Origin of the sequence: Faecalibacterium sp. i25-0019-C1, assembly GCF_042854225.1 — a bacterium.
Classification (GTDB): domain Bacteria; phylum Bacillota; class Clostridia; order Oscillospirales; family Ruminococcaceae; genus Faecalibacterium; species Faecalibacterium taiwanense.
Genome location: NZ_AP031428.1, coordinates 835559 through 861729, shown reverse-complemented (window position 1 = coordinate 861729; position 26171 = coordinate 835559). Strand labels below are relative to the sequence as shown.

The following is a 26171-nucleotide window of genomic DNA, read 5'->3' as shown; positions in this document are numbered from 1 at the left end:
CGGTTACAGCCTTGCCTGATACACCCGCTCCGTCCGGGCATCGAAGCAGCAGAAAATCACCTGCATTGCGTAATCCGCATGTGCTTCCAGCCACTGCGCCACTGTTTTGACCGCAATCTCCGTGGCATCTTCCAGCGGGTAGCCATACACGCCGGTCGAAATTGCCGGGAACGCAATGCTATGGACATCATGCTCTTTGGCAAGGTTCAGCGAATTGCGGTAGCAGTCCGCCAGCTGCGCGGCATCCTCTGCTGTGCCGGAATAAATCGGGCCTACCGTATGAATGATATACTTTGCTCTCAACCGGTAGCCCTTGGTGATTTTTACTTCGCCGGTGCGGCAGCCGTGCAGCGTACGACACTCCGCCAACAATTCCGGCCCTGCTGCCCGGTGGATGGCACCATCCACACCGCCGCCACCCAGCAGACTCCGATTGGCCGCATTCACGATGCCGTCACAGTCCAGTTTGGTAATATCACCCTGCACCACTTGAATCTGATTTTTTACTTTTTCAGGAATCATTGTAAACACCTCACTTTTTGAGCAGCTCCAGCGCCTTGTCCATGGGCACACAATCGGCATAGCGGTCCGGCCAGAGGAATTCATTGTAATAGTGGTAGCTCTGCTCCCCTGTCATGTACTCGTTGTCCTGCGTGGAATTTGCATAGGCAGGAACGATCATGTGCAGGCCATGCTCAAAGCCCGCCTCCACCGTTGCATTGATGCAGAAGTCGGTCATGATGCCGCAGACCATCACATCTTTTTCGCCCTTTTCCGTCAGATATTCCAGCAGACCGCTTTCTTTTTTGAACGCACTGCATACGGTCTTGACGAACCGTTTTTCAGTCAGCAGTGGCGCAAACCCGGAATAGACCTCGAATTCATCGTCCCCGATGGAGAAACCGGTGCCGGGCCCATCGTCATGCTGGACATAGACAACCTCGATTCCCTGTTCGCGGGCAGTTCGGATTAGTTTCCTGATGTTGCTGACAAACTTTTCGAACGCATACAGGCGTTCATCCACGATACCTTTCTGTGTATCCACAACCAGTAAAACCATGTGTAAGCCCTCCTGTTTTTCTTTGATTTCATGCTATCATAGACCGCCGTTTTCTACAAGCAGATTCGAAAAATCCCCACAGGGAAAACCTGTGTTTCACCTGCAGGGATTGATTCAGCCATCCAAGACGATCAGGATCAGCACCACGACCACTGCAATAGCGATCAGGCCGCCGCATCCGCTGCCGTCCCCGCCGCCACCGCCATTGTTGTTGTGGTTTCCGCCACCACCACCGCCGCCAGACGAACCGCCGAAGTTGCGGTTGAACGCCGTCATGTACTGGGCATAGCCCGTATCACCTTTGCTGAAGTAACCATAATCACCGTTTGACATTGTTTTGTCTTCCTCAGAAATATATTTTTTCCCTTCTGAGGTTCATTTTATCGAAAGTGATGTCCAACAAGCATCTCTTTCAAAACATTTTATGCAAAAATCTTTGAAAGCCATGGAAATAACGGTTTCTTAAAAGTGATACCAAAGAACTTCTGCGCCTCCTCCAGATTCATCATCAGGCAGTCTCTGGACTTACGTACTTCCAATGTCTCTGGCAATTCTTTCAAAATTCTGTCGGCCTCATATGTCGCACCCGCATTATAGCAGAGTTCATTTGTTCGGGGATAAATTTCAAATGAATCCTTGCTGGTTTTCCATCTCTAGAGCAAAGATTTGAGGTCGTTGGAAAAGTTTTGAACTAAAAAGATGGGAGGAGTTTTCGTGGATACGATCAAGCGTGTTCAGGATTTGATGCAAGTGCGTGATATGAATCTATGTGTATTGGCAAAGAAATGCGGAATATCGTACTCCACGATTCAAACCACCGCCCGTCGGGGAGGGCAGTTAAGCGTAGAGACGATTGAAAGAATTTGTCAGGGTTTAGGAATTACATTAAAAGACTTCTTCGATTCCTCTGACTTGTAAATATGACAGCAAAAAAACTCCCCGGCATCCTTCTTGGAAGGAATGCCGGGGAGGCGTTCAATGTTTTATGGGCTCAGTTGTCCGGTATCAGCCGCTGACGAAGTACTTATCAGTGCAGCTCCGGCCAGTAAGCCTTGTTGGCAACGATCATATCGTCCAAGATCTTCTTGGCGACCAGCAGGCTGGGCACGGTCTTGGACAGAGTAAAGGCCATCAGTGCCTTCTCGTAGGAGTGCTCCACAGCGGCATCCACGATCAGCTTCTCCACAGCCTCCTGCTGCTCGATCAGACCCTTGTAGAAGGTGGGAATCTCGCCCACACGCACGGGTTCCGGGCCGCGGTCGGTGATATAAGCGGGAATCTCCACCATGGCGTCAGAGGGCAGGTTCTCCACAGCGCCGTTGTTCTCCACCATGACCAGATAGCGCTTGCGCAGGTCGAAGGCAAGGCTCATGGCAACGTCCACGATGAACTCGCCGTGCACACCGCCGAAGAACTTGGTCAGGTCTACGTCCTTACCGGCACGATAATCTGCCACAGCATCAAAGATGCGCTTCTCGCGGCCTTCCATGACCTCGTTGGCACGGGTGTGGTTGGGATCGCTGCTCTTTACAACTTCATCGCCCAGCAGGTAGTACTGCATATAGGTGTTGGGCAGATAGTCATGGAAAGCAGAGCAGATGTTCTTGGCGTTTGCGTAGGTGTGCAGCCAAGACGGATCGCTGTGCAGCACATCGCTCTTGGCGTTCTGGGGCATATAGCCGTGCTCTGCTACATAGCTCTTGAGCTTCTCGGTCACATCCTCGCCGTTCAGGCGCACCTTGGTGAACCAGCCGAAGTGGTTCAGACCAAAGTAGTCCACTTCCAGATCATGACGGTCGCACTCCAGAATCTCGGCCATGTTGCGCTCGATGGCAACCGGCATATCGCAGATGTTCAGGATACGAGCCTTCGGGCGCAGACGGAAGGTTGCCTTTGCCACGATGGCAGCGGGGTTGGAGTAGTTGACGATCCAGTAGGTGGGCTTTGCGTACTTTTCGCAGTAATCGATCAGCTCCACCATGGGGTAGATAGTACGCAGGCCGTAAGCCAGACCGCCGGGGCCGCAGGTCTCCTGACCCACAACGCCGTACTTCAGCGGGATCTTCTCGTCCTGCTCACGCATAGCGTACAGGCCGACACGCATCTGTGCAAAGATGAAGTCGGCATCGGTCATGGCAACTTCCGGGTCGGTGGTCAGGGTCAGCTTCAGTTCCGGGTCGAACATTTCCACCACATGGCGGACGATGACACCCACAGCCTCCTGACGCTCTGCGTTGTTATCGTAGAGCACCAGCTCATTCAGCTTGAAGCGATCCTTCTGCACCAGCAGGCTCTTGACGATGCCGGGGGTATAAGTGCTGCCGCCGCCGGCGATGACCAGTTTGAACGTTTTCATAAGGCAAGCCTCCTATTATAATGTTTTTTGTATGATGAATAAAAGCGGATATCTTATTCTGCGCGGCCAAGGTAGCTGTCCACGATGGCACGCATCTTTCCCACTTTGGGGCCGTAAATGATCTGGATGTTGTTGCCCTTTACCACAAGACCTGCGGAGCCGGTGGGCTTGAACCACTCCTTGTCCTTGACCAGAGCGGCATCCTTGACCTGCACTCGCAGACGGGTCATGCAGTTATCGGTGTTCAGGATGTTCTCTGCACCGCCCAGTCCTTCCACGATATGGGCTGCGGTCTGTGCATCGTTTGCGCTGGCAGCAGTCTTTTCGGCTGCGCCGCTGCGGATCTGTTGCTTGACAGCAGCTGCGTTTGCAGCAAGGTCGGTGACTTCTTCGCCGTCCTCACGGCCGGGGGTCTTGAGGTTCATCTTCACGATGAGGAAGCGGAAAACGAGGTACATCACCACGATCTCCACCAGACCCACCAGCACATACAGCGGCCAGCGGGTGCGACCGATACCGGCAGGCAGATTCAACACCAGAAAATCAATGATGCCGTTGGTGGCGCAGACCCGGATGCCCACAAGGTAAACGATCATCTGGAACAGACCGTCCAGAACCGAGTACACCAGCCACAGCGCGGGAGCTGCAAACAGGAAGGTGAATTCCAGCGGCTCGGTCACGCCCACCAGACAGGCGGTAAGGGTAGCCGGGATGATCTGTGCCTTGGTGGCAGCCTTCTTCTCCTTTTTGGCGGTGGAGATGAAAGCCATTGCCACGCCGATCACGCCGAAGGTCTTCATCAGACCGTAGGTCAGAAAACGTGCGGAATCCCGCATCATTGCCACGCTGGGGTCACTGAGCAGGGCAAGGAACACAGGCTTTGCGCCAACGATCTGCTCACCGCCGATGATCATGCTGTCGCCCAGTGCGGAGTAGAGGAAGGGCGACCAGACCAGATGATGCAGACCCGTGGGGATCAGCACGCGGTTCAAGAAGCCGTACAGGAACACACCGAACGCGCCTGCACTTGCCATGACACCGGTCAGGGCGTTGATACCCGCCGCAGCCACAGGCCAGACGTAGCTGGCAACCACCGCCATGACCAGAACGATGGGCAGCAGCACCACAAAGACGAACTTGCTGTTGCCGTACATGGCCATGGCACCTTCAAACTCGGTGTCGATGAAGCGGTTGTGGACCAGCGCCACCACCACGCCAAGGATCATGCCCAGAAATACGCCCATGTCAGTAACGTGATAGCCGAGGCAGATGGTCTGACCGGTGCCGTACAAAGCGCTTGCCGTATCACCGGCGATGGTCAGTCCTGCCACATCCAGCCAGCGGGAATTGGCTGCCAGCCAGACCAGATAGCTGACCAGTGCCAGAAATGCCGCATCTGCCTTGCGCTTTTTGGCAAGGCTCATTGCGATGCCCACGCAGAACAGGATACCCAGATTGCCAATGACTGCTCCAACGCCGCCATTGATGAATTTGCCGAGGGTCCAGACAACACCGCCCTCTGTCACCAGTGCCGTGTTGCTCATGACCGAAGAAATCGCCTGCAGCATACCCGCAATGGGCAGGAACAGAACGGGGCCCATCAGAGCTCTGGAAAAGCTCTGCATAGCATCCATAACTTTTTGTTTCATTGGTGTTCTCCTAACGTTCCATGAATCTCTCTTTTCAAATTGTCTCTTCGTTTCGGGGGTGCACCTTACCGTTTCGATGGCTTGATTATATCACTCTGCACAAAAAAATCTACCGAATTGGACTTTTTTTGAACTTGTTCGCAAAAGCTGAAACATGTTTCGCTTTCATGTTGGATACATCGAAATGTTTATTGACAAAATACGCGATTCAGCGTATACTTTATGGAATCAAGCCGTTCTTTGATTCGAAAATCGGAGTAAAATATGAAACACGACCTTTATAAACTGGCAGATCAGCACCATCTGAATGCCAACGAGCAGCAGCTTTTGCAGGCGGTGCTGGAAACCGCAAAAAACGGCGGTCAGTGCAGCGTGCGAGAGTTTGCAGCGCAGAATTATACCTCCCCCGCGGCCGTGATCCGGCTGAGCAAAAAGATGGGCTATACCGGCTACACCGATATGATCTACCGCATCGGTTTTCTGATCCAGAACGAGATCGACAACAAAAACCACGCCTCCGACATCACCGCCTTTATCGGGGGTATCCCAGAAGAAAAAATACACCGCTTTGTGGAGCTGCTCCACGCCAACCGGCAAAAGCCCATCCTTGTGACAGGCACCGGGTTCTGTGCCCCTTTGCAGGAATTTATGGTGCGGAAGCTGCTGGTTCTGGGCTACTGCGCCATCGGCTCCAACAGCTATGAGGTCTACGAAAGCGGTGCACTGAATGCCGGGCTGGTCATTGCCATCAGCAAGAGTGGAAAGACTGGCACCATCCTGAAGCCGGTACAGGATTCCTTTGCACAGCACCGGAGCATCATTGCCTTTGTGGGTGCCGACAATTCTCCCATCGCCCGCTGTGCAGACCCTGCCTTTGTGCTGCTGGACGACAAGATGCTGGACGACCGGAACCTTACCGCCAACTATTTCTATGCGCGCGTGCTTATCACCTTTGAATATCTCATGGATCTTGTTCTGGAGAAGGACGAGCATCCGAACGGAAAAGAAGGGCAGTGAGCGGTTTTCACGCCTGAGAATACATTTTCTTCTCCGCATTCATCAGAAAAGCCGCCCCGGCTAGACCCGGAGCGGCTTTTTCAGGTGCAGATATAATTAGAAGAGAAGGAAAACGTTGTAATCAGATGCCTGCGGCAGCGTTCTGACCGGCAAGGCGGCCGAAGGTGGCACTGCGGCCTGCGGCGGCACCTGCCATCAGGCTGGGATAGCTGCCGGAGAAGTAGTTGCCGCTCATGTCACCAATGACATACAGACCGGGAATGGCCTTGAAGTCCTGATCAATGGCGTGCATATTGTCGTCGATCTGGATGCCGTCGATGGTGCAGATCAGATAGCCGCCGGCCTGACGGACGCCGTAGAAGGGTGCCTCGCTCAGGGTGGAGAGGCGGTAGTTCTCCTTGCCGTAGTCCTCATCCTCGCCCTTGGCGGCCAGCTCATTGTAATGGTCCACCGTAGCGGTAAAGGTCTCCTTCGGCAGACCCAGCTTGTCGGCCAGCTCCTCGATGGTGTCGGCCTCCACGATGTAGCCCTGATCCTGCAGGTCGGCGTTCATTGCCTGCACATAGTCCATGGGGAACACCGGGTTGGTGCCGTTGACATGGGGATACAGACGGCTGCAGCCATGGGTGGCGAAGTGCTCGCAGTCCTCGGCATACTTGCTGTCCCACACGGTGCAGTAGGTGTGGTAGGGCTGGCTGGCGGCAGCGTGCAGCACCAAATCGTAGGGCATATACTCGTTCATAAAGCGTTCACCCTTCAGGTTCACCTTCAAGAACGGCTGGCTGCCCATCCAGAAGAGGGCACCATCGCTGGCCTTGCCGTACTCGCCGGTCTGGTCCGGCTTGATGGCACCACGGTCGAAGATCATGGAGGTGTGGGTGGTGTCCATGATGGCACCAGCCCACAGGCACGCCTTGATGCCGTCGCCCTTTGCGCCGGGCTTGGAGTAGTTGACGCAGGTCTGCTCCACGCTCTGGGGCTGCAGGGCGTTCATCATGGTCTCGTTTCCGCTGTAGCCGCCGCAGGCGAGGATCACGCCCTTGGAAGCGTTGTAGCGCACATATTCATCGTTGGCATTCTTGGCGATGAGGCCGGTGACGCGGTCTCCGTCCTTTTCCAGCTTGACCATGGTGATCTCGTACTGCACTTCAAGGCCGTCTGCCTCAGCGTGCTTCAGCACGGCATCCATGGTCAGCTGCTCGCTGTATTCTTCGCCATACTGGGTGCTGTGGCCGACATCCAGAACCTCGTAATTGTCACCCTCGTGCTTTTCGTCGATCTCGTGGCGGAAGTCGATACCGCTTTCGGCCAGAACATCCGTGAACCAGTCCATGGTCTCGCCGCTCTTATCGGCCCAGACCTGTGCCAGACTGCGGCGGGTGTATCCCTGACTCCAGTTGCACAGGTAGCACACGGCGTCCTTCTTGCTCACGTCGTCGCCGTCCTCCTGCTGCTGCTTGGAGCCGCAGGCTGCCAGCGTATCCCGGATGCCGCTGGCCATATCGTGACCAAACTTCTCGATGAGGATGGTCTTGGCACCAGCCTCGGCGGCAGCGGCGGCAGCAAAGCTACCGGAAGAACCGGCGCCCACCACCAGAACCTCGCAGTCCACGGTCTGCTTGATATCGCTCTCGGCGATCTCCGGTGCCTCACCCAGCCAGTCGGCGGTAGAGGAGGTTTCCTCGGTGGACTGCTGTGCAGGGTTGATGGCACCGCCGCTGGCCTGCTGGATGCAGTCTGCCACAGCGTTCTGCACGGCCTTGCTGGTGACGGTTGCACCGGTCACGCCGTCGATCTGGCTGGTCTGGGCGTTCATGATCTGCTCGATCAGCTTGTCCTTGGCAGCGCCACCGATGCTCTCGGTCTCGCCGGAGAGGTCCAGCTCCACCTTGGTGATGGTGTTGGCATCAAAGGTGACCGTGGCGGTGATCTCGCTCATGCCCTTGGCAGTAGCGGTGTAGGTGCCGGGGGTGTAGATACCGGCTGCACTGGAAGCGCCAGAGGAGCCACTGGCTGCATTGCAGGCAGCCAGACCGGCAGCGGTCACGCCGCTCATGGCAGCAGCTGCTGCGATCTTCAGAAATCCTTTACGGGAGATCTTTTCCATAATAATTCCTTCCTTTTCTTGCTATATCCTTCGCATCGACAAAAATCTATTGCCGTTCTTGTTAAAAGTATCACATTTACAAACAAAGAAAAAGAAGATATAATATCCTTATAAGTATCAAGTAAAACTTGCGTTTTGTAAAAAGGAGCACATCATGACCATCCAGCAGCTGCGCTATTTTCTGGCACTGTGCGAAGATTTGAATTACACCCACACCGCCGGGCGGATGTATCTGTCCCGGCAGGCCTTGCGGCTGAGCATTGCTGCACTGGAAGAAGAGCTTTGCGGCAAGCTGTTTGTCAACAACCGCAATCATCTGGCTCTTACTGAAAAGGGTGAGCGGTTCCGGGCACAGGCTGCGCCGGTGGTGCAGCAATTCAATGCCCTGTGCCAGCAAGCTTATCAGGACATCCAGTCTGCACCACTGCGGCTGGGCATCAGCGTGGCACTGGTTCCGGACTATCTGCCCAATCTGGGGGAGGTGCTGGAAGCATTCCGGCAGCAGTACCCCGGCATCCCCTTGGAGCTTACTTCCCTGTCCAACGATGAAGTGCCGGTGCAACTGCAACGGGGCGCACTGGATGCCGGGCTGGTGATGGACCTGGGCGGCTGTGCTGCGGGGCTTGCACGCACCGCCCTTTCACAGCATACCGCCGCCGTCATGGTCTGCCGCAGCAGCCCTTTCTGGGAGCGAACGCATATTACACCGGCAGAGCTGGACGGGCAGACCCTGCTGGTGCCCGGCTTTGCCCCGGATGCCCTGGCACCGCTGTGGCAGGCACTGCGGGAGAGCAGTGCACACCCACAGCTGGAGCTGGTCGAGCAATTTTATCAGGTACTCTACCGCACGCAGGAGCAGAATTGTGTATCTCTGAACCGTTTCGAGAAATCTTCCAGCAACCAGATGTCCAATGTCCGGGATTTAATATTAGACGGTCTGCCGCCTATTTGTGCCGGATTCCTCCGTCCCCAAAAACAACACAACGCCTGTGCGGAGCTATTGTGCCGCTTTTTGCAGGAGAGGTTGAAGTTTTAAAAAAGAGTGACAGCATTTCGCTTTGAACACTGCCACTCTTTTTTGTATTATGAATAACATCAAAACGACCACGTTTTTCTTATCATCCTTCATCAGCGCGAGCGATGGTTGATTATTTTATCAGCTTAATCCAGAGAGTGACCGCATTACAAGGTCAATATCCTGATTTTCCAGTTCCCGAATGATGTGCAGGTAGGTTTTCTGCGTTGTTGTCATGCTGGAATGCCCCAGCCGCCTTGCCACGCTTGCAATAGATACACCTGCAAACAGAAGCACCGAAGCGTGGGTATGCCGCAGACCATGTACCGAGATAACCGGGATCTTGGCCTGGTTGCAGTGCCGTTCCAGAACATTCAGCTTCATGAATCGGCTGCGCACGACCTCCGCGGGCTTGTCATCCCCTGCCACCCGCAGCATTCTGCGTTTCGAAGAGCAGGTATCCACCAGAAGATTCACGATTTGATGGATGGTGTCCTCCTCATCCGGGCAGGCCCGGAGCAGCAAGTCCACCTCCAACGACTGCATAAAATACGCTTCCAGCCGTGTGCGCTCATCCGATTCGTCCTCCGCGTCGGAAGAGAAAGGATCAGGTTCACTCCCCTCGGTTTTATTCCACTCAGTCTTATTTCCTCGTGATTTTGCCGTTTCCTGCTGCGCTGAATCCGCGGCACCGGAACCGTTCTTTTCACGATTCCGGAAACGCGGGTCTGCAAAGTTTTTGACGTAAATCAGATTGGGTTTTCCCAGCCCGCGCCGTTTGCGCTCAATCAGACCAAACTTTTCCAATTCCCGGAACAGTTTGGTAGCCTTGTTGTCTGCGCAGCCCAGTGCATCCATCACTTCCTGCACAGGAAAAATGATATACACCCTTCCCTGCTCATCCAGCCATCCGTTTTTCACCGACAGCCCCATGCGGTCCAACAGGATGCCGTACAGCGTTTTGGCATCAGTGGACAGGTCCTTGAATTTTATGTCCCGGAATAAAATTTTGGGCACCCGGAAATACGAGAACATCTCGCCCGACTGCCCATAGAAATAGTCAAACATCCTGACTTCCTCGCTTGTTCTGCCTTGTCACATCCTTGACACCTCCGTTCGTAGTATGATGAAATATGTATGACTATCGTTATTTTTCTTTACAAAGATGGCCTGCCATGCTACAATAGCCGCATCTACGGCCACCGGACAACAGGAAAGGAGTATCTCATGGCCAAAACTGCCGACACCATTGCCATCTATTCCCGCAAATCCCGCTACACCGGCAAGGGCGAAAGTATCGGAAATCAGATCGACCTCTGCCGCGAATATATCCGCACTCACTACGGCGATGCCGCCGCGGAACATGCCGTTGTCTTTGAGGACGAGGGCTTTTCCGGCGGCAACCTGAACCGCCCGGACTTCAAAAAGATGATGACCGCTGCCAAAGAGCGGAAGATCCGTGCCATCGTGGTCTATCGACTGGACCGCATCAGCCGCAACATCAGCGACTTTTCCAGCCTGATTGAAGAACTGGGACGGCTGGGCATCAAAACAAAAACGGGCGTTCGTTCACCCGGTTTTCCATCAAGTCGATTTTGCAGAATCCTGTCTACCTGATTGCAGACAAGGACGCCTATCCGTATTTTGTGGACAACGAAGCAGAGTTGTTCTCCCCGGAGTCCGGAAAAAAGGCAAGCCCTCCTTCATAAATTACAGTAACCGTTTATGATACTATGGGGAGGGGTCGGCATGTTTTTATCTCTTCTGCAATTTTTTGCCACAAAGTTTCTGGTTCTGGCGCTTCATCTGGAAAGCGGCAGCTTTCCGCGGCCCCTCTCTGCCCGGGAGGAAACCGAAGCCTTTTCCGCACTGCGTGCCGGTGACCCTGCCGCACGGGAAAAGCTGATCCGGCACAATCTGCGTCTGGTGGCACACATCGTAAAAAAATACTACGCCCTGCCCGGCGATCAGGACGACCTTATTTCCATCGGCACCATCGGCCTGATGAAAGCAGTGGATACTTTCGACTCTGTCCGTCGGGCACGCTTTTCCACCTACGCCAGCCGGTGCATTGAAAATGAGATCCGGATGCAGTTCCGCCGGAACCGCAAAACCGGCGGGACCGTCTCGCTGCAGGAAGCGCTGGAATCAGATGGTGACTCTGCGCTGACGCTGGCCGATGTGCTGCAGGACAGCTTCTGCATGGAGGACACCTGCGAAACGCAGGACGATATCCGCCGGATGCGGCAGCTGCTGGACGGCCTGCCCGCCAGGGAGCGACAGATCATTCTGCTGCGGTATGGTCTTTCCGGCCAGCCGCCGCTGACCCAGCTGGAAACTGCAAAACTGCTGGACATCAGCCGCAGCTATGTTTCCCGTCTGGAAACTCATGCGCTGGAACTTCTGCGCCAGCGGTGGGATGTTCCGAGCACAAAAACAGCGCAGAGGTGAACGGTGTGCTCACCCCTGCGCCATGCAATCAGCCATCCAGAATTTTCAACTGCAGTTCGTCCAATTGTTCAAAAGTATACAGTCGATTCAGCGCTTCCACCAGCTCCTTTTTGGAAAGACGCGGCGGCAGGCCCAGCGCGTTCAGAAGCTTTGCCTTGCGCTCAGCGCTGCCCGGCCTGCCGGAAAGCCCCCACTCGTAGAGGTCGGTATAGGTGATCTGCCGTCCTTCCGGGCGGGCCGCTGTGGCACCCGCCTCAGCGCCAAGGGCATCCCGCAGCGCCTGTAGAACAATGGCATCGTCCACGCCCTCGACCCCCAGCAGGCCCTCCTTGCCGGGCTGCTCCTTGCGCTTTTCCTTGCCGTGGATCGCGGGCACGTAAGCCTGAACCACATTCTTTTCTCCCACCAGATTGGTGATGTAGGTGCGGATGCGGAAGCCTGCCGCGTCCGAATCCGTCAGCAGGATCAGGCCGTTTTTCTGCGCCAGCGCTTTGAACAGCTGCTGGCGCTTTTTGTCGCTGTAAATGCCAAAGCCGTCGGTCAGCAGGATCATGGCATCGGTCAGATGGGAAAGCCGGGCCGCATCGTATTTGCCTTCCACAATGAGCACCCGGCTGGTATGGATCATTTCGTTTTCCTTCATCGTCCGCTCCCCGCCAATGCCAACCGACACAGCGCTGTTTCCAGCAGGATCTGGTCATCGGTAGGCTGGCTTTTCAGGCTCTGGTCCAGTTCCAGCAGCACCTGCATACAGTTTTCGATCTGGCCCAGCGTGTAATGCGAGGCTGTTTCGGCCGACCGCTTGAGCCGGTAATCACTGCCCTTATAGCCAAAATCCTTGAATACCGTGCTGTAATTTTTCCGTTTTGCTGCCCCCAGCTTGACCCGGTACAGATCCACATAGCTGCCGATCATGGCCGCTGTAATGGCAATGGGCTCCTGCTGCAGGCGCAGCAAAGTCTGCAGCTTTTTGCAGGCACCTGTGGCGTTTTTGGCCGTGATCATGCGGATCATCTCGAACACGTCTGCTTCCAGACTGACCGTGCCCATTTCCGCCACCATCGCTGCCGTGACCGTCTGATACCCGGACAATGCACAGAGCTTGTCCACCTCATTTTCCAAAAGGAACGGATCCTCGCCGCAGCGCTCCAGCAGCGCCGCCGCTGCGCCGTCCGGCAGGGTGGTTTTCTGCTCCTTTGCGCGATCGATCATCATCATTTTCAGCTCAAAGGGCTTGGGCTTAGCCAATTCTTCGGTGTAGCCAAGCGCCTTGCACTGCGCGATCAGCTTCTGTGCGCGCTTGCCTGTTTTGAGCTTGCTGCGCTCCAGTTCAAACACGCTGCCCAGCACCACCACAGCATTTTCCAGACTGGAAAGGGTGCTGTTCAACTCTTCCAGATCCTTGTCACTGTAAGCCGCAGGGTCGATCTCCGGCAGCACCACCACACGCCGGGTACCAAAAAATGAGATGGTGCCCGCCGCCATGATGAGCTGTTCGATCTCCGGCGCAGCTCCATCCAGAACCGTGGCATCCTCGTCGCTGTCTGCGGTCAGGATGCGGGTGGCCGCTGCTACAGCCTGCCGCACCAGATACCGCTCACTGGAATAAAAATAGTAGACCGGGCAGCCCTTGTCCGCCAACTGCCGGAGTTTTGTCTCGGTCGCCATGCAGGCACCTCCCTTCTCTTATGGTGTTGTTCTATTGTACCACACTCTGCCCGGATTGCAAAGCATCACTCCGTTTTCAGCCCGCCGTGCCGCCGCAGGCTGATGGATGCCGCCAGTTCTTTTCTGTTGTCCATCCAGTCATAGCTGCGCAGGGCCAGAACATTTTTATACTGCACAGCATCCGGCTTTGCAGGGGATGCCAGCAGCCACTGCACTGTGACCTGTTTTGTCAGTTCTACAGTTCCATTGACCACGGCAAACTGCCGGTTGCCCACAGTCAGCCGCACAAGACAGCCATTCCGGGTGCGCAGCATTTCCACCAGAGCCGGTGTGCACCGCAGCTTTTGTGCTGTGTTCACCGCCATTTCTGCTGCCGGAAGTGTCCGCTCTGCTTCCAGTGTACAGGCCGTTTTAGGGTTTGTGCGCAGGTCTGTCACAAGCTCCACAGTCTGCACGCCCCGCCGGGCAAGCTGGTTTTCCACTGCGTTCTGGGCAGAAGCTCCGCCCCGGAACAGCACCACGGCGGTATCGTTCTGGGTGACGACCACTGCCGGCGCGTTGGCGCTGCCTACAAGGTCGATGTGCACCACATCCCGGCTGAGAGCATTGCCCAGCCCGATGGAAACAGCTGCCGCCAGCAGGATGCATGGCCCTGCCACCCGCAGCCGTACCCGCCAGTGGAACGCCAGCCAGCCCAACAGGATCAAAACCAGACACACGATGGCTGCATAGGCCGTATCGAAGTAGATTCCCGCGCCCGTTTTTGCAGAGATCCAGACGGCCCAGCGGTCGAGCAGGCCGGTCAACGCCGCAGACGCTGCGGACAGCACCCCATACAGCGGAGCAAGAGCGGGTACCAGGCCGGCAAAGGCCGTGCCAAGGCCCAGCAGCATCATGGGCTGGATGAGCCACAGCACCGCCACACTGGATGCCACCGCATAAATGCTCACACTCAGCCCGCGCAGCACCAGCACCGGGAATGTGGCCACCGAAGCACAAAACGAGATGCAAATGCTTTCCGCAAGGCCCCAAAGACGTTCCGGCAGTTTGAAATACCCTGGGCGCCTCACCGGATTTTTCGCGTTTTTCCAGAACTGGCGGTACCACGCATCCCGGGCGCGGCGGATGCACACACCGCCTGCCACCGTGCCCACCACCGCCGCAAACGAAAGTTCAAAGCCGATATCGCACACTGCATAGCTGTTGCCTGCGGTCATAACGATACCTGCCACCGCCAGAGAGGTAAGGGTATCCGGCGGGCCGTACAGCCACACACCCAGTGCACCGACCCAGACCGCCACTGCGGCGCGGCATACCGAGGGTGTGAAGCCGGTCACGCCCATCAGCAAAAAGGCCAGCAGACTTCGGAATACCGCCCGGCGTCTGCGCCTGCGGTAGCTCTGCTCCCACTCGTAGGGCAGGAGTGTGCTGAGGATATCACCGCACAAAATGGACACATGCATTCCGCTTACCACCAGCACATGGGCAAGACCCGCGCCCCGGTAGGCGCTGCGCATGGCCGAAGACAGATAACTCCGGTCGCCGGTAGTCATGGCAGCCAGCACACCGCCGGTCTTGCCGTCCATACGGCGGCGCAGCGACGCACTGAGCCTTTGCTGCAGGCGGTGGGTGCGGGCGCGGAAGCTGCCGCTTTCGCCCAGAACTGTAAGCTCCGGCCCGTCCTCGTCCATTTCCGCCTGCAGAGCGATGCCGTCCGCATACAGGCTGACCCGGCTTCCGGATGCCGGGGCCGACAGTATAAATCTTCCCTGCACCCTTTCCCCGGCTTTGCACTCCGGCAAAGCACTGCACTCCACCCGGAAGGATGCCGCGCTGCCGTTCACTTTCTCTACATGCAAAACCGCATCCACGATACCGGGATCGTAGGAATCCGCCGTGCTTTCCACCTCTGCGGTCAGCACCAGTGGACGGCCTGCATATTGCACCCGGATGCGCTCCAGCCGGTTTGCCGTGTGCAGCACCGATGCCATACCCACAGCAGCACCCAGCAGGATGCAGAGCGCTGCTTTGCGGGCAGCATCAAAGATGCACAGCACCAGACAAACGGCAACAAAAAATGCCGCAAACGGCACAAAAAGTTCCGTTTGCGGCAAAAAAACGCACACTAACTCCACACCCAGCATTCCAGCGCAGAAAACGCAGAGCGGGCGTCGCATTGCAGCTTAGTGGAAGAACAGAGGCAGCGGCTCCAGGAAGATGATATCCTTGCGCTCAGCTGCATCGCCCTCGGCCAGAACAGCGGCCTGGCCCACAATGGTGCACTGGGTCTGCTCAGCCAGCGCGTCCAGAGCCTTGAGCGAACCGCCAGTGGAAATGACATCGTCCACCACCAGAACGCGCTTGCCGCTCATCTTGTCCAGCTCCTTGCGGTCGATGACCAGCTTCTGCTTGCCTGCGGTGGTAATGGACTGATCCTCCACCACCACGGGGTCGGTCATATACAGCTTTTCGCCCTTGCGTGCGCAGACGTAGGGCTTGCCGCTCTGGCGGCTCATCTCGTGTGCCAGAGGGATGCCCTTGGCCTCGGCGGTCAGCAGGATATCAAAATCCGGGCACTTCTTCAGCAGTTCAGCGGCAGCAGCCACGGTCAGCTCGGCATCACCCAGCATGATAAAAGCAGCAATGTCCATGTGGTCATTCACCTTGCAGATGGTCAGCTCACGGGTCAGGCCTGCAACGTGCAGAGTATAGGTCTCAGCCATAATTCAACGCTCCCTTTTTATTGGAATCAGACAGGCAGCTTTTCGCCGCCCAGAACATGGAAATGCAGATGTTTCACGGTCTGGCCTGCGTCCTCGCCAACATTGGAGATGACGCGGTAGCCGTTGTTCAGGCCCTGCTCCGCAGCCAGCTTTGCGATCACTGCAAAGATATGGCCCAGCAGTGCGCCGTCCTCTTCGGTCAGCGCAGCGGCAGAGACAATGTGCTTTTTGGGCACCACCAGAAAGTGCACCTTGGCCTGCGGGTTGATGTCGTAAAACGCCACCACCTGCTCGTCCTCGTACAGCTTCTTGGAGGGGATTTTCCCCTCCGCGATCATACAGAACAGACAATCTTCCATGGGAAACAACTCCTTCCTGATATTTTATAAACGTCCCCGCCCTCTCAGGCCGCTTTGCGTCCAGCTCTCCCAAAGAGAGAGCCCTTGGCAAAACCATAAACTTTGGCAGCGCGTCAGCGCTGACGGAGAGGGCGAACCCGTTTTCTTATTCGCCCAGAGCCTTCTTGACGATGGCGCCGACAGCAGCCAGAGCTTCGTCGATCTTGGTCTCGTCCTTCAGGCCGGCCATTGCAAAGTCCGGCTTGCCGCCGCCCTTGCCGCCGGCAATGGCAGCGATCTCCTTGACCAGAGCACCGGCCTTCAGGCCCTTTTCCTGTGCCTGTTTGGTCACAGTGACAGCCATGGTGATCTTATCCTCAGCCTTGCCCACCAGAACCGCCACAGCGGGCTTCACAGCCTTGTCGCGGATGGTATCGCACATGCCGCGCAGGGTGTCGCCGGTGGTGCCGGTGAAGTATGCAGAAGCGATCTTCACGCCGCCGATCTCTTCGGCATTGTCAAACAGGCTGGTCACCTTGGAAGCGGCGACCTGCGCCTTGATCTCTTCCAGCTCCTTGGCCAGAGCCTTGTTCTCAGCCATCACGGCCTCGGCACGGACGGGCAGAGCGGTCACGTTGTTTGCCTTCAGGGTGTTTGCCACGGTATGCAGCATAGCCTCCTGCAGGTTTGCACGGATCAGCAGGTTGCGGCCGGTGACAGCCTCGATGCGGCGGATGCCCGCAGCAACGGAGGCCTCGCTCACGATCTTGAAGCCGCCGATCTGGGCGGTATTCTTCACGTGGGTGCCGCCGCAGAACTCGGTAGACCAACCCTCGATGTCCACAACACGCACGACCTTGCCGTACTTTTCGCCGAACAGAGCCATTGCACCCAGCTTCTTGGCTTCCTCAATGGGCATTTCCCGGACGGTGACGTTCATGGACTCGTAGATCTTGTCGTTCACGATCTTCTGCACGCGGGCCAGCTCCTCGGGAGTGACAGCGCTGAAGTGGGTAAAGTCGAAGTGAGTGATCTCTGCATCCTGATAGGAGCCTGCCTGATGGACGTGGTCGCCCAGCACTTCACGCAGAGCTGCCTGCAGCAGATGGGTGGCGGTGTGGTTGCGGGCAATTGCCATGCGGTATTCCTTATCCACCTGAGCGGTCAGGTGGTCGCCCACCTTCACGATGCCGCTCTCCAGCACGCAGGTGTGGACGTAGTAGCCCTTGGGGGTCTTCTTCACATCCAGCACGCGCAGGCTACAGTCGGCGCTGTTCAGCATGCCGTGGTCCGCAGCCTGACCGCCCATCTCAGCGTAGAAGGGGGTCTTATCCAGAACCACCAGCACGCCGTCCTTCGCTTCCTCGTCGGTAGCAATGGCATCGGTCAGAGTTTCTTCGTCGCTCAGGGCCACCACAACACCGGTGTCGCACAGGGTCTCGTAGCCGGTAAAGACGGTGGGCTCTGCATCCAGCGCACCGAACAGATCCTCGCTCCAGCCGGAGATGTTCTTCTTCAGGCGCTCTGCACGGGCACGCTCCTTCTGCTTGGTCATTTCGGCGTGGAAGCCTTCCTCGTCGATCTCAATGCCCTGCTCTGCAGCGATCTCCTTGGTCAGATCCAGCGGGAAACCGAAGGTATCGTTCAGCTTGAACACATCCAGACCCTTCAGCAGGTGCTCATGTGCCTTTTCCAGACCGTCGATCATGTTGTTCAGGATGTTCATGCCGGCATCAATGGTACGGGCAAAGTTTGCCTCCTCGGTGCCGATGACCTTCTTGATATAAGCATCGTGCTCGCGCAGCTCGGGGTATGCGCTCTCGCTGGACTGGATGACAGTCTCCACCAGCTCCACCAGGAACGGGCGGGTGATGCCCAGCATACGGCCATGGCGGGCAGCACGGCGCAGCAGGCGGCGCAGCACATAGCCGCGGCCCTCGTTGGAAGGCAGGATACCATCGGACACCATGAAGGTGCAGCTGCGGATGTGGTCGGTGATGACACGGATGGAGATATCGGTCTTGTCGTCCTCGCCGTAGGTCTTGTTGGCAATGTGCTCTACATGGTGCAGCACGCTCTGCACGGTGTCAACCTCAAACAGGTTGCCCACGCCCTGCATCACGCAGGCCAGACGCTCCAGACCCATGCCGGTATCAATGTTGGGGCGTGCCAGACGCTCGTAGTGGCCCTTGCCGTCGGCATCGAACTGACTGAACACCAGATTCCAGATCTCCATATAGCGGTCGCAGTCGCAGCCCACGCCGCAGGTCGGCTTGCCGCAGCCGTACTCGGGGCCGCGGTCAAAGTAGATCTCAGAGCAGGGGCCGCACGGGCCGGAGCCATGCTCCCAGAAGTTGTCTTCCTTGCCCAGACGCACCATGTGGTCGGGGGCGATGCCCACCTTCTTGGTCCAGATATCGTAAGCCTCGTCGTCCTCTTCGTACACAGAGATGTGCAGGCGGTCCTTCGGAATGGCCATCCACTCGTCAGAAGTCAGGAACTCCCATGCCCAGGGAATGACCTCATCCTTGAAGTAATCCTGGAAGGAGAAGTTGCCCAGCATTTCAAAGAAGGTGCCGTGGCGGGCAGTGATGCCAACGCGCTCGATATCCGGGGTGCGGATGCACTTCTGGCAGGTGGTCACGCGGTGACGGGGCGGCTCTTCCTGAGCCAGAAACCACTTTTTCATGGGGGCCATGCCGCTGTTGATCAGCAGCAGGCTGGGGTCGTTCTTGGGCACCAGCGGGAAGCTGTCCAGACGCAGGTGGCCCTTGCTCTCAAAGAAGCTCAGGTACTTTTCACGCAGTTCATTCAAACCGGTCCATTGCATAGGTTTTCTCTCCTCAATCGTCTTTGGCGTTTGTGCGCCGTTTTTATGCTGTTATGGCAGAGGGGCGGCACGGTGAAAAAAACAAAAAACAGCCCTCATCCCAAAAGGGACGAAGGCTGCTTGTGCATCAAACTCCGTGGTACCACCCAAATTGCAAAGGATAAAATGTGTCCCCTGCCGCTTTCGGCGCGTTAACGCTGCGCTGCGTCCGACTTGTGTCGCCGGAAGCTCCGGGGCGGCGCAAAATGGAACCGGCCGGAACGCCTTGCAGCTGGAAGCGCTCTCTCTGAACGGCGGTGTGCATTTCTGACCCCATCATTGCCATCTGTCATAATTTTACATTCCGCAAAGCAGACACAATGCCCCTTTGCGTACAGCTAAATTATAGCATACGCAAAACGTTTGTCAACGGTTTTGAGCAAAATTTACGGCACCCAGATGCGGACGATGCTGCTGATGGTGCCATCCTCGGTAAAGACCAGGGTGTTGTTGGGCATCCAGCCGTCCGGCTCGGCGTTGACGGCCTCGGCCACGGCATCGGCGCCGTCCGTCTCCACGGCGGAAGCCTGCGGGTCGGCCGAGCTGTCGCTCAGGGTCACGCCCCCGGCCAGAGGCAGGGTCACCTCGCCCATCTCATAGTAGACGGGGTAATCGTCAAAGGTCACGGTGCGATACACATCGTGGTCCAGCGTCAGCTCCACGCCGCCCGCTTCGATGCCGCCGTTGATGGTCACATAGCCGTTGTCGGCATCCCTGTCGATGCTGGTCACAGTCAGCTTGGTCACGGTGGTGTCGCCCTGGTCGTGGATCCGAAACACGCTGCCCTCCTGCAAGGCGTCGATGTCCTCGGGCAGGTAGCTGTCGTAGCCGTATACGCTCAGGGTCGCCTGGCCGTCGGCCACCTTGGTGATGCTGGCTGCAAACTTGTAGGAACCCGTCTTGATCTCGTTCAGATCCCCGGCATCGATGGGCAGCACATCGCCCATCTCACCGGCTGCTTCGGACGAAGCCGCACTGCTTTCCACGCCGGAAGCCGGTGCGCTTGCCGCGCTGCCTGCGGTGCTGTTGCTGCTGCCGCAACCTGCCAGAATGCCCACTGCCAGAATGGCCGTAACGGCCAGCACCTTTTTATTCAGTTTCATATTCTATACCTTCTTCTGTTGTTGTCGGGGCGGTGTTTTCCGCACCTGTCTCGGTATCATACGTCACCCGTGCGGAAAAGTCAACATTTCCTTTTCTCTGCGCTTGACGCGCGGTTTTTGTTCCGCTACAATAAAAACGATTCAAAGACACATTCTATTTCAAGATAGAGAGGAATTTCCCGTGAAAATTTTAAAAGTAAAATGTCTTGCCCCCACCCGGCTGGACAACTACCTGATGCAGCAGTACCCGGCACTGAACCCGGGCCGCCTGAACAAGGCCCTGCGGGAGAACAAGATCAAGCTGAACGGCAAAAAGCAGCCGCTTTCCACCCGCGTGATGGCCGGTGATGAGATCAAGCTGTTCATTCTGGATGAAGTTCTGGATGCGGACCGCCGTGTGGACGGCCCGGCGTGGAAGAATGCCCGCGGCCCGGCACAGGTGGTGTATGACTGCCCGCAGATCGTCATTGTGAACAAGCCCGCCGGTCTTGCCGTGGATGGTCCGGAGGACGATACCCTGCTGAACCGCACCCTGCTCTACCTGAACCAGCAGGGCGAGTACAAGGAGAACGACCTGTACACCCCGGCGCTGTGCCACCGGCTGGACACCGGCACCAGCGGCCTTGTCATCGTTGCCAAGACCCCGGAGGCCGAAGAGCTGTTCCTTGCAGCCATCAAGAACCGCGATGTGAAAAAGACCTACCTCTGCGTCACCTTCGGCCGACCGATGCCGCCGGATGCCACTCTGGGCGGCTATCTGCTCAAGGACGCGGACCGCGGCATCGTGAAGATCGTGGAGGAAAAGCAGCCCGGTGCCAAGGAAGTGGAGACCCGGTACGAGACCATCGCCGTCTCCGGCCGTCTGGCCCTGTTGAAGGTGCAGCTGATCACCGGCCGCACCCATCAAATCCGCGCACACATGGCCAGCATCGGCTGTCCCATTCTGGGCGACAGCAAATACGGCAACAACACCGCCAACCGCGAGCTGAAACTCAAGTATCAGGCCCTGTGCGCATGGGAACTCACCATGCCCCGCTTCACCCAGCCGGATTTCGAGTTCCTCAGCGGCAAGACCTTCCGCGCACCAAAGCCCTGGTATTACAGTCAGGTACTGGACGGAACCCTGAAATAAGCTTTTTTTACAACAAATTACAGCAAAAAAAGAAATCCCGGAAGTGTATTCCGGGACTTCTTTTTTGTCGTTTATGATTTTACTGGAATAGACCGCCAAACCAGCCCAGAGTGGACTCAGTTGCATTTGCAAAGGCATCCTGAACTTCCTGAATGCTGTCCAGCAGCTTGGTGCCCTCGGTATCCTTCACCGACCAGTAAACGCCGCTGCTTGCCGAGCCATCCGAAACCGTGAAGTCACTGGTAAAGCAGAGGTTATCGCCCTGAGAATCGGTCACGACCACCATGTAGGTGTAATTGCCTGCGGGCAGTTCACCAAAGCGGATGGAGCTGTCCAGCGACTTGAAGGAGAAGATTGCCGTATTGGGTGCTGCCTGTGCAGTGAACACCGTCTGGTCGTTCTCGTCCAGCACTGCCACCTGCACATTGGTCAGGGTGGTGCCCAGCGCAGCATTTGCAGTGCCGGTCAGCGCCATGCCCTTGCCCGCACGGACATTGATGGGGTAGCTCATGCCTTCCAGACGCAGGCCGTCAGCCTCTGCAGCAATGAAGTTGTGATCTGATGCCACATACCAGTAGCAGGAGGACCTATTGACCGAAACGCTGGAGTTTTCCAGCGGGATGCGTCCGGAAGAGATGTTGCCTGCCGGATCGGAGCAATAGAAGTTGCCGTTGGTGTAGTCGGTGAGCAGCACTGCATGGGGCTGGCTGCGGTCATACAGCACGATGCCCTCCGGGTGCTGCGAAAGCAGGGTGATCAGGGTCTGCACTTTTTCCTGTTTGCGAGAGGGCAGTGTGCCGTAGCCCACCTGCATCTCCTTATATGTAAAGCTGTGGGAAAGCCCGTTGGACCATGCCGTGGAACGGACACTGTTCTCGGTCACAGTGGACCAGTCGGTCAGGCCGTCAAAATAGGCACGGCGGCGCAGCATCATGGCTGCGGATGCCAGCGTGCAGGTGCCGCCACGGCTCTGCTTGAAGTAGAAGCCTGCGTCCACATTCAGATCAACCGCCAAGGCAGCCGGCAGGCAGGTGAGCATAAACACCAGTGTCAGCACAAGGCTCAGCAGTTTTTTACGGGACGGTGCAGCGGTATTCACGGGTAGGTTCTCCTTTCAGCTTCCATGGCTTGTTACGTTTACCACCATAAAGTATACCAACCTGTTACCCTTTTGTAAACGTTTGTGAAGCTTTTTTCTCAATATCAACACGTTTGGGCAGTTTTTGTTGGAGAGAATGCACAGTTTCCGGCAAGATATTCTACATTTTTTACAAAAATCCCGTCCTGACATTTTTCAAGCGCACCGCATTTTGCATTCTTTTTTCATTTTCCGACCACGCTGTGGGCAAACAAAAAAGCTCCACAGACGAACAAATTCGTCTGTGGAGCTTTTGGTCCAGCAGAGCCGGACAAATCCGAACTTGTCGGGGCACGGCCCCTCCATCTTGCTTGCGCAAGACCGTTCTGTTGCTCAAAAGCCCCACTGGGGCTTTCGTTGCTTCGCAAACGCAAACTTTTTTCTCCGCAATCAGCGGTCAAAGCGTCCTCAAATCGGACGGTTTGGGTGCCATCCTTGTAGTTGAACGTGATTAGCATCCGGTCATCGTACAGAAAAATGGCATTGACAAAAATCTCGATCAGCGCCTTCCGCTGCTTTTTCTGCGAAATATCGAACTTTCTAAATTTCATCAGCCAGAACCGGATGAAATCCTCATTGAAGCTGGGCTTCTTCAATTTTTCATCTGCGATTTTTGCAGTCAGTTCATCTTTCTGGATTTCCAGCTCTTCCAGACGCTCTTTCGTTGTCCGGGTGTACAAGCCGTCCTCGATCGCCTTCATCAGGTTGTCCAGCTTTTTGTTGACCTCTCGCAGTTGCTTTTCCAGCAGCGGGATCGTGGTGTTCTCCTGATTCTGGACATCCATGACCAGTTGAACGATCTTGTCGATCACCGCATCGTCCTGAATCAGCTTCATCGTCTCCCGGACGACCAGATCTTCCAGCCAGTCCTTCTGCACGGTCTTTTTGTTGCAGCCCTTACGCCGCTTGACGTTGGCACATACTTATATTTTTTCAGAAGGTGCTTCACCATCTTACGCATACTCGCACGGGCAGTTTCTTTTTTCTGCAGGTCTACTACGCTCCCATTACTGAATTTCTGCGTTTTCAGCCATCTCCATTGCAGCGTTCGATTGACACAGGTTGAGTTATCGGCAGATACAGCAAACACAACGGGCGGCTCTGGTAACAGAGCTGCCCGTTGTGTTCGTTTATGAAAAGGAGAACTTAGATCTCATACCACTTGATCTCGTTGGCATCCAGATGCAGAGCAAAGCTGCTGCCGTCTGTGGTGTAAACGGTGGTGTCCTGCGGCTCGTACGTGTTGTTCACCACGCAGTACTTGCCGTTTTTGACGTAGGCGTGCACCTCCACGTTGTAGTTGGAGCTGAACCATGTATGCAGCTCCTCCTCGCTGTGGGCGCTCCACAGGATAGCGCGGTAAAGGGTGCGGCTGTTGGCAAAACTGTAAGGCACACCGCTGATGTACACGGCACGCCCCTTGCCGAAGTCGTGTGCCGCCATCTGCACTTCCTTGTTCCGCTGCACCAGCACCTCGGTGCCCTCAAGGGCGTAGATGTTCTTTTTGCCCTCGCCAAAGTCGATGGGCCGGTCGGCATCCTGCAGAATGAAGTGGTCGGGGTGCTCTTCCCAGTTGTACTTGTCGTAGTTGAGGGTGAAGCCGTTTTCTTCCTCCACGCCCAGCACGCTGGCAAGCTGGAGAATGTGCCCCTGATACGGGTGACCAGAGGGCTCGCCCACGCCGATAAAGCCGCCGCCGTTCCAGACGAACTTGCGGATAGCGGAGGAGATCTCCGGGTCTTCCCACCAGATACCGCCGGTGTGTGCGGTGTCGGCATCGCCGACATTGATAATGACCTCCAACGAATCCAGCAGATGCGGGTCGTTCTTGATATCCTCAAAGCTGATAAACTTCACGTCAAAGGGCGCACCGGACAGCATCTCAATGACACCGGCATAGCTGTAGTTCTGCTTGTAATAGAGGGCGTGATGCACCATGTGACAGCCCCAAGCCCGCATTTTACCCCAACAGTTCAGCACGGCCACTCGCTTGACACAGTAGGGTGTGGTGCCCTTGATGTTCTCGTACAGTTCGCGGAACTCGTTGCAGACGCTCTCCACGTAGTCCACGAACTCCGGGAACTGCAAGGCCAGTTTCAGATAGCCGCCATAGCCGATGCGGTCGATGGGCTTGCGCAGGATAGCGCGGCGGGCTGTAACCCAGTTCTCCTTGGCTTCCCGCACCGGGTCGCCGCCCTCGTGGAAGGTGTCGGGGAAGAAGTACGGCAGGAAACGGCCCTCGGTGTACTTCACGCCCTCAATGTCAGAGATCAGGCGCAGGGTGGAGCCGTTGCCCACGCTGCCCACTACGGCATCCAGTCCGATGGTTTTGAACTCCGGCATAAAAGGTTCGGTGCCGATCCAGTGATCGCCGAGGAACATCATGGCTTCGCACCCGCACGCGTGGGTGATGTCCACCATCTCCTTGGCAAGCTTTGCCACCTCGCGGCGCTGGAAGGCCTGAAAATCCCGGAATTCCTTGCTGGGCACCCGGTACTGGTTGTTATAGTAGCCCTGATCGATGATGTACTCCGGGCGGAACTTGTAGCCCACTTCCTGCTCAAACTGGTTGAGGATATAAGGGCTGACCGAAGCAGAGTATCCATACCAGTCCACGAATTTCTCCCGCTTCAGCTCGTCGAAGATCAGGGTGAACTGGTGGAAGAAGGTGGTGTAGCGGATGACGTTTACATAGGGGTGCTCTGCAATGAACTTGCGCAGGCGCTCCATGGAATACTTGTGGGTCTTGGGCTGACGCACGTCAAAGGTGATCTGGTGCTCAAAATTCGTCCAGCCGTTGGTGGTAGCGTTGTACATATGCACCGGGTCCCAGATGAGGTAAGCCAGAAAACTGACGGTATACTCATGGAACGGTACGGCCTGTACCGTCACACTGCCGTCGGCGTAGCTCCACTGCTCCGGCGGCACGGGCTGACCGGTGGTTCGATCCATGACCTCCCACCAGCGGGTGATGTCGTCGTTGGTATTCACCTGCATCAGCTCCGGGCTGATGCCCTTCATCAGCGGGATGGTCACGGTGTCGCCGGGTGCGGTGTAGAAGCCGGTCATGATGTAGCACTGCTGCACCTCGTCCGGGTTTGCTTTTGCCCATGCGTTATCCTTGCGGGTGGTATAGTAGGTGGAGTAGATCTTGGCGTCCGCATCCTTGAGCTGTTGCGGAAAGTCGGTGCCGTCGCAGTCGCGGATGGCATCGGCACCCCACTTTTTTAAGATCTCCAGCGTTTCGGGCACAACGTCCAGGTCTGTGGGAATGGTCACGCGCCCGGTCTTTCTTATTTCATCCATGGGAAACTCTCCTTTTGCCTCTCTTTGAATCGTAGGGGGTCAATCGTAGGCGGCGTTATACAGCGCCAGCACAGCCAGCAGCAGCGCTACGCCCACCAGCATGATGCCAAGCCCTGCCAGCTGCCCGGTCATTTTCCAGCCGGACACCACCAGCACCAGTGCCAGCACAAACAGCACCAGCATCAGTACCATGCGCAGGGCGGGATGCTCTTTCCAGTATGCTTTCATCGTCTGTCACC

24 protein-coding genes are annotated in these 26171 nt (G+C 56.4%); 6 read left to right on the top strand and 18 right to left on the bottom strand.

The genetic code is table 11. From position 1 onward, the window contains the following. Positions 1–3 precede the first annotated feature (3 nt). The 3 genes from ACGHUK_RS04220 to ACGHUK_RS04210 form a co-directional block, all read right to left on the bottom strand. Positions 4–522 carry an O-acetyl-ADP-ribose deacetylase gene (locus tag ACGHUK_RS04220; protein WP_349935984.1) on the bottom strand — a complete coding sequence of 173 codons (519 nt, stop codon included), beginning with the start codon at positions 520–522 and terminating at the stop codon, positions 4–6. A 10-nt stretch (positions 523–532) separates the two neighbouring features. Then, positions 533–1060, bottom strand: coding sequence for an isochorismatase family protein (locus ACGHUK_RS04215; RefSeq protein WP_055191168.1), 528 nt, complete (start codon positions 1058–1060; stop codon positions 533–535). Between the two features lie 114 nt (positions 1061–1174). Beyond that, a complete protein-coding gene (locus tag ACGHUK_RS04210) occupies positions 1175–1393 on the bottom strand; it encodes an HFLK protein (RefSeq protein WP_349935983.1) in 219 nt (72 codons plus the stop codon). 381 nt (positions 1394–1774) lie between these two features. On the opposite strand from ACGHUK_RS04210, the gene ACGHUK_RS04205 reads away from it, so the two are divergent. Beyond that, positions 1775–1978: a helix-turn-helix domain-containing protein gene (locus ACGHUK_RS04205; protein WP_243111976.1), complete on the top strand. Its 204-nt coding sequence runs from the start codon at positions 1775–1777 to the stop codon at positions 1976–1978. A gap of 109 nt (positions 1979–2087) precedes the next feature. Here ACGHUK_RS04205 and ACGHUK_RS04200 read toward each other — a convergent pair whose 3' ends face one another. Together ACGHUK_RS04200 and ACGHUK_RS04195 are read right to left on the bottom strand one after the other, a co-directional pair. Further along, positions 2088–3416 (bottom strand): 6-phospho-alpha-glucosidase, encoded by a 1329-nt coding sequence (locus tag ACGHUK_RS04200; protein WP_120080779.1) that lies wholly within the window; start codon positions 3414–3416, stop codon positions 2088–2090. 53 nt (positions 3417–3469) lie between these two features. After that, positions 3470–5065 carry a PTS transporter subunit EIIC gene (locus ACGHUK_RS04195; RefSeq protein ID WP_120080781.1) on the bottom strand — a complete coding sequence of 532 codons (1596 nt, stop codon included), beginning with the start codon at positions 5063–5065 and terminating at the stop codon, positions 3470–3472. 264 nt (positions 5066–5329) lie between these two features. Between ACGHUK_RS04195 and ACGHUK_RS04190 the strand changes: the two genes are divergently transcribed. Continuing rightward, positions 5330–6082, top strand: a complete 753-nt coding sequence (locus ACGHUK_RS04190) for a MurR/RpiR family transcriptional regulator (RefSeq protein ID WP_294648810.1) — start codon at positions 5330–5332, stop codon at positions 6080–6082. 121 nt (positions 6083–6203) lie between these two features. Here ACGHUK_RS04190 and ACGHUK_RS04185 read toward each other — a convergent pair whose 3' ends face one another. Beyond that, complete coding sequence (locus tag ACGHUK_RS04185) at positions 6204–8189, bottom strand: FAD-dependent oxidoreductase (RefSeq protein ID WP_349138211.1); 1986 nt, start codon at positions 8187–8189, stop codon at positions 6204–6206. Between the two features lie 154 nt (positions 8190–8343). Between ACGHUK_RS04185 and ACGHUK_RS04180 the strand changes: the two genes are divergently transcribed. Further along, entirely contained in the window at positions 8344–9225 is an 882-nt protein-coding gene (locus ACGHUK_RS04180; protein WP_390575164.1) for a LysR family transcriptional regulator, read from the top strand. A 120-nt stretch (positions 9226–9345) separates the two neighbouring features. Here ACGHUK_RS04180 and ACGHUK_RS04175 read toward each other — a convergent pair whose 3' ends face one another. After that, positions 9346–10272 (bottom strand): replication initiator protein A, encoded by a 927-nt coding sequence (locus ACGHUK_RS04175; RefSeq protein ID WP_349935980.1) that lies wholly within the window; start codon positions 10270–10272, stop codon positions 9346–9348. Between the two features lie 69 nt (positions 10273–10341). On the opposite strand from ACGHUK_RS04175, the gene ACGHUK_RS04170 reads away from it, so the two are divergent. Next, positions 10342–10821 carry a recombinase family protein gene (locus ACGHUK_RS04170; RefSeq protein ID WP_390575163.1) on the top strand — a complete coding sequence of 160 codons (480 nt, stop codon included), beginning with the start codon at positions 10342–10344 and terminating at the stop codon, positions 10819–10821. A 132-nt stretch (positions 10822–10953) separates the two neighbouring features. Then, positions 10954–11655 (top strand): sigma-70 family RNA polymerase sigma factor, encoded by a 702-nt coding sequence (locus tag ACGHUK_RS04165; protein WP_390575161.1) that lies wholly within the window; start codon positions 10954–10956, stop codon positions 11653–11655. A 28-nt stretch (positions 11656–11683) separates the two neighbouring features. Here the strand turns inward: ACGHUK_RS04165 and ACGHUK_RS04160 are convergent, their stop codons facing one another. The 7 genes from ACGHUK_RS04160 to ACGHUK_RS04130 form a co-directional block, all read right to left on the bottom strand. Next, positions 11684–12298: a toprim domain-containing protein gene (locus ACGHUK_RS04160; protein WP_390575158.1), complete on the bottom strand. Its 615-nt coding sequence runs from the start codon at positions 12296–12298 to the stop codon at positions 11684–11686. Next, the gene (gene holA, locus ACGHUK_RS04155) at positions 12295–13323 is read right to left on the bottom strand and encodes a DNA polymerase III subunit delta (protein WP_390575155.1); all 1029 of its coding nucleotides are present in this window, start codon (positions 13321–13323) and stop codon (positions 12295–12297) included. Before holA ends, ACGHUK_RS04160 begins: the two co-directional genes overlap by 4 nt. A 65-nt stretch (positions 13324–13388) precedes the next feature. Beyond that, positions 13389–15437: a ComEC/Rec2 family competence protein gene (locus ACGHUK_RS04150; protein WP_390575152.1), complete on the bottom strand. Its 2049-nt coding sequence runs from the start codon at positions 15435–15437 to the stop codon at positions 13389–13391. A gap of 69 nt (positions 15438–15506) precedes the next feature. Beyond that, positions 15507–16046, bottom strand: coding sequence for a phosphoribosyltransferase family protein (locus ACGHUK_RS04145; RefSeq protein ID WP_005946272.1), 540 nt, complete (start codon positions 16044–16046; stop codon positions 15507–15509). 26 nt (positions 16047–16072) lie between these two features. Next, positions 16073–16405, bottom strand: a complete 333-nt coding sequence (locus ACGHUK_RS04140; RefSeq protein WP_005946271.1) for a histidine triad nucleotide-binding protein — start codon at positions 16403–16405, stop codon at positions 16073–16075. Between the two features lie 145 nt (positions 16406–16550). Then, entirely contained in the window at positions 16551–19214 is a 2664-nt protein-coding gene (gene alaS / locus ACGHUK_RS04135; protein ID WP_390575150.1) for an alanine--tRNA ligase, read from the bottom strand. A 425-nt stretch (positions 19215–19639) separates the two neighbouring features. Next, positions 19640–20356: a hypothetical protein gene (locus ACGHUK_RS04130; protein ID WP_390575147.1), complete on the bottom strand. Its 717-nt coding sequence runs from the start codon at positions 20354–20356 to the stop codon at positions 19640–19642. Positions 20357–20537: 181 nt separating this feature from the next. Here ACGHUK_RS04130 and ACGHUK_RS04125 point away from each other — a divergent pair, with 181 nt between their 5' ends. Next, entirely contained in the window at positions 20538–21488 is a 951-nt protein-coding gene (locus ACGHUK_RS04125) for a pseudouridine synthase (RefSeq protein WP_390575144.1), read from the top strand. 79 nt (positions 21489–21567) lie between these two features. On the opposite strand, the gene ACGHUK_RS04120 is transcribed toward ACGHUK_RS04125, so the two are convergent. From ACGHUK_RS04120 to ACGHUK_RS04105, 4 genes are all read right to left on the bottom strand, one after another. Continuing rightward, the gene (locus tag ACGHUK_RS04120; RefSeq protein WP_294648928.1) at positions 21568–22587 is read right to left on the bottom strand and encodes a hypothetical protein; all 1020 of its coding nucleotides are present in this window, start codon (positions 22585–22587) and stop codon (positions 21568–21570) included. 224 nt (positions 22588–22811) lie between these two features. Continuing rightward, positions 22812–23438 carry a hypothetical protein gene (locus ACGHUK_RS04115; RefSeq protein WP_390575141.1) on the bottom strand — a complete coding sequence of 209 codons (627 nt, stop codon included), beginning with the start codon at positions 23436–23438 and terminating at the stop codon, positions 22812–22814. A gap of 334 nt (positions 23439–23772) precedes the next feature. Next, positions 23773–25932 carry a 1,3-beta-galactosyl-N-acetylhexosamine phosphorylase gene (gene gnpA / locus ACGHUK_RS04110; RefSeq protein WP_390575138.1) on the bottom strand — a complete coding sequence of 720 codons (2160 nt, stop codon included), beginning with the start codon at positions 25930–25932 and terminating at the stop codon, positions 23773–23775. 39 nt (positions 25933–25971) lie between these two features. Next, complete coding sequence (locus ACGHUK_RS04105; RefSeq protein WP_207698337.1) at positions 25972–26160, bottom strand: DUF6903 family protein; 189 nt, start codon at positions 26158–26160, stop codon at positions 25972–25974. Positions 26161–26171: the final 11 nt, after the last annotated feature.

What these genes read in the sequence shown, in the direction of transcription:
- ACGHUK_RS04220 (WP_349935984.1), bottom strand. Translation starts at nt 522, where the DNA reads ATGATTCCTGAAAAAGTAAAAAATCAGATTCAAGTGGTGCAGGGTGAT.
- ACGHUK_RS04215 (WP_055191168.1), bottom strand. Translation starts at nt 1,060, where the DNA reads ATGGTTTTACTGGTTGTGGATACACAGAAAGGTATCGTGGATGAACGC.
- ACGHUK_RS04210 (WP_349935983.1), bottom strand. Translation starts at nt 1,393, where the DNA reads ATGTCAAACGGTGATTATGGTTACTTCAGCAAAGGTGATACGGGCTAT.
- ACGHUK_RS04200 (WP_120080779.1), bottom strand. Translation starts at nt 3,416, where the DNA reads ATGAAAACGTTCAAACTGGTCATCGCCGGCGGCGGCAGCACTTATACC.
- ACGHUK_RS04195 (WP_120080781.1), bottom strand. Translation starts at nt 5,065, where the DNA reads ATGAAACAAAAAGTTATGGATGCTATGCAGAGCTTTTCCAGAGCTCTG.
- ACGHUK_RS04190 (WP_294648810.1), top strand. Translation starts at nt 5,330, where the DNA reads ATGAAACACGACCTTTATAAACTGGCAGATCAGCACCATCTGAATGCC.
- ACGHUK_RS04185 (WP_349138211.1), bottom strand. Translation starts at nt 8,189, where the DNA reads ATGGAAAAGATCTCCCGTAAAGGATTTCTGAAGATCGCAGCAGCTGCT.
- ACGHUK_RS04180 (WP_390575164.1), top strand. Translation starts at nt 8,344, where the DNA reads ATGACCATCCAGCAGCTGCGCTATTTTCTGGCACTGTGCGAAGATTTG.
- ACGHUK_RS04175 (WP_349935980.1), bottom strand. Translation starts at nt 10,272, where the DNA reads ATGTTTGACTATTTCTATGGGCAGTCGGGCGAGATGTTCTCGTATTTC.
- ACGHUK_RS04170 (WP_390575163.1), top strand. Translation starts at nt 10,342, where the DNA reads ATGACTATCGTTATTTTTCTTTACAAAGATGGCCTGCCATGCTACAAT.
- ACGHUK_RS04165 (WP_390575161.1), top strand. Translation starts at nt 10,954, where the DNA reads ATGTTTTTATCTCTTCTGCAATTTTTTGCCACAAAGTTTCTGGTTCTG.
- ACGHUK_RS04160 (WP_390575158.1), bottom strand. Translation starts at nt 12,298, where the DNA reads ATGAAGGAAAACGAAATGATCCATACCAGCCGGGTGCTCATTGTGGAA.
- holA (WP_390575155.1), bottom strand. Translation starts at nt 13,323, where the DNA reads ATGGCGACCGAGACAAAACTCCGGCAGTTGGCGGACAAGGGCTGCCCG.
- ACGHUK_RS04145 (WP_005946272.1), bottom strand. Translation starts at nt 16,046, where the DNA reads ATGGCTGAGACCTATACTCTGCACGTTGCAGGCCTGACCCGTGAGCTG.
- ACGHUK_RS04140 (WP_005946271.1), bottom strand. Translation starts at nt 16,405, where the DNA reads ATGGAAGATTGTCTGTTCTGTATGATCGCGGAGGGGAAAATCCCCTCC.
- alaS (WP_390575150.1), bottom strand. Translation starts at nt 19,214, where the DNA reads ATGCAATGGACCGGTTTGAATGAACTGCGTGAAAAGTACCTGAGCTTC.
- ACGHUK_RS04130 (WP_390575147.1), bottom strand. Translation starts at nt 20,356, where the DNA reads ATGAAACTGAATAAAAAGGTGCTGGCCGTTACGGCCATTCTGGCAGTG.
- gnpA (WP_390575138.1), bottom strand. Translation starts at nt 25,932, where the DNA reads ATGGATGAAATAAGAAAGACCGGGCGCGTGACCATTCCCACAGACCTG.
- ACGHUK_RS04105 (WP_207698337.1), bottom strand. Translation starts at nt 26,160, where the DNA reads ATGAAAGCATACTGGAAAGAGCATCCCGCCCTGCGCATGGTACTGATG.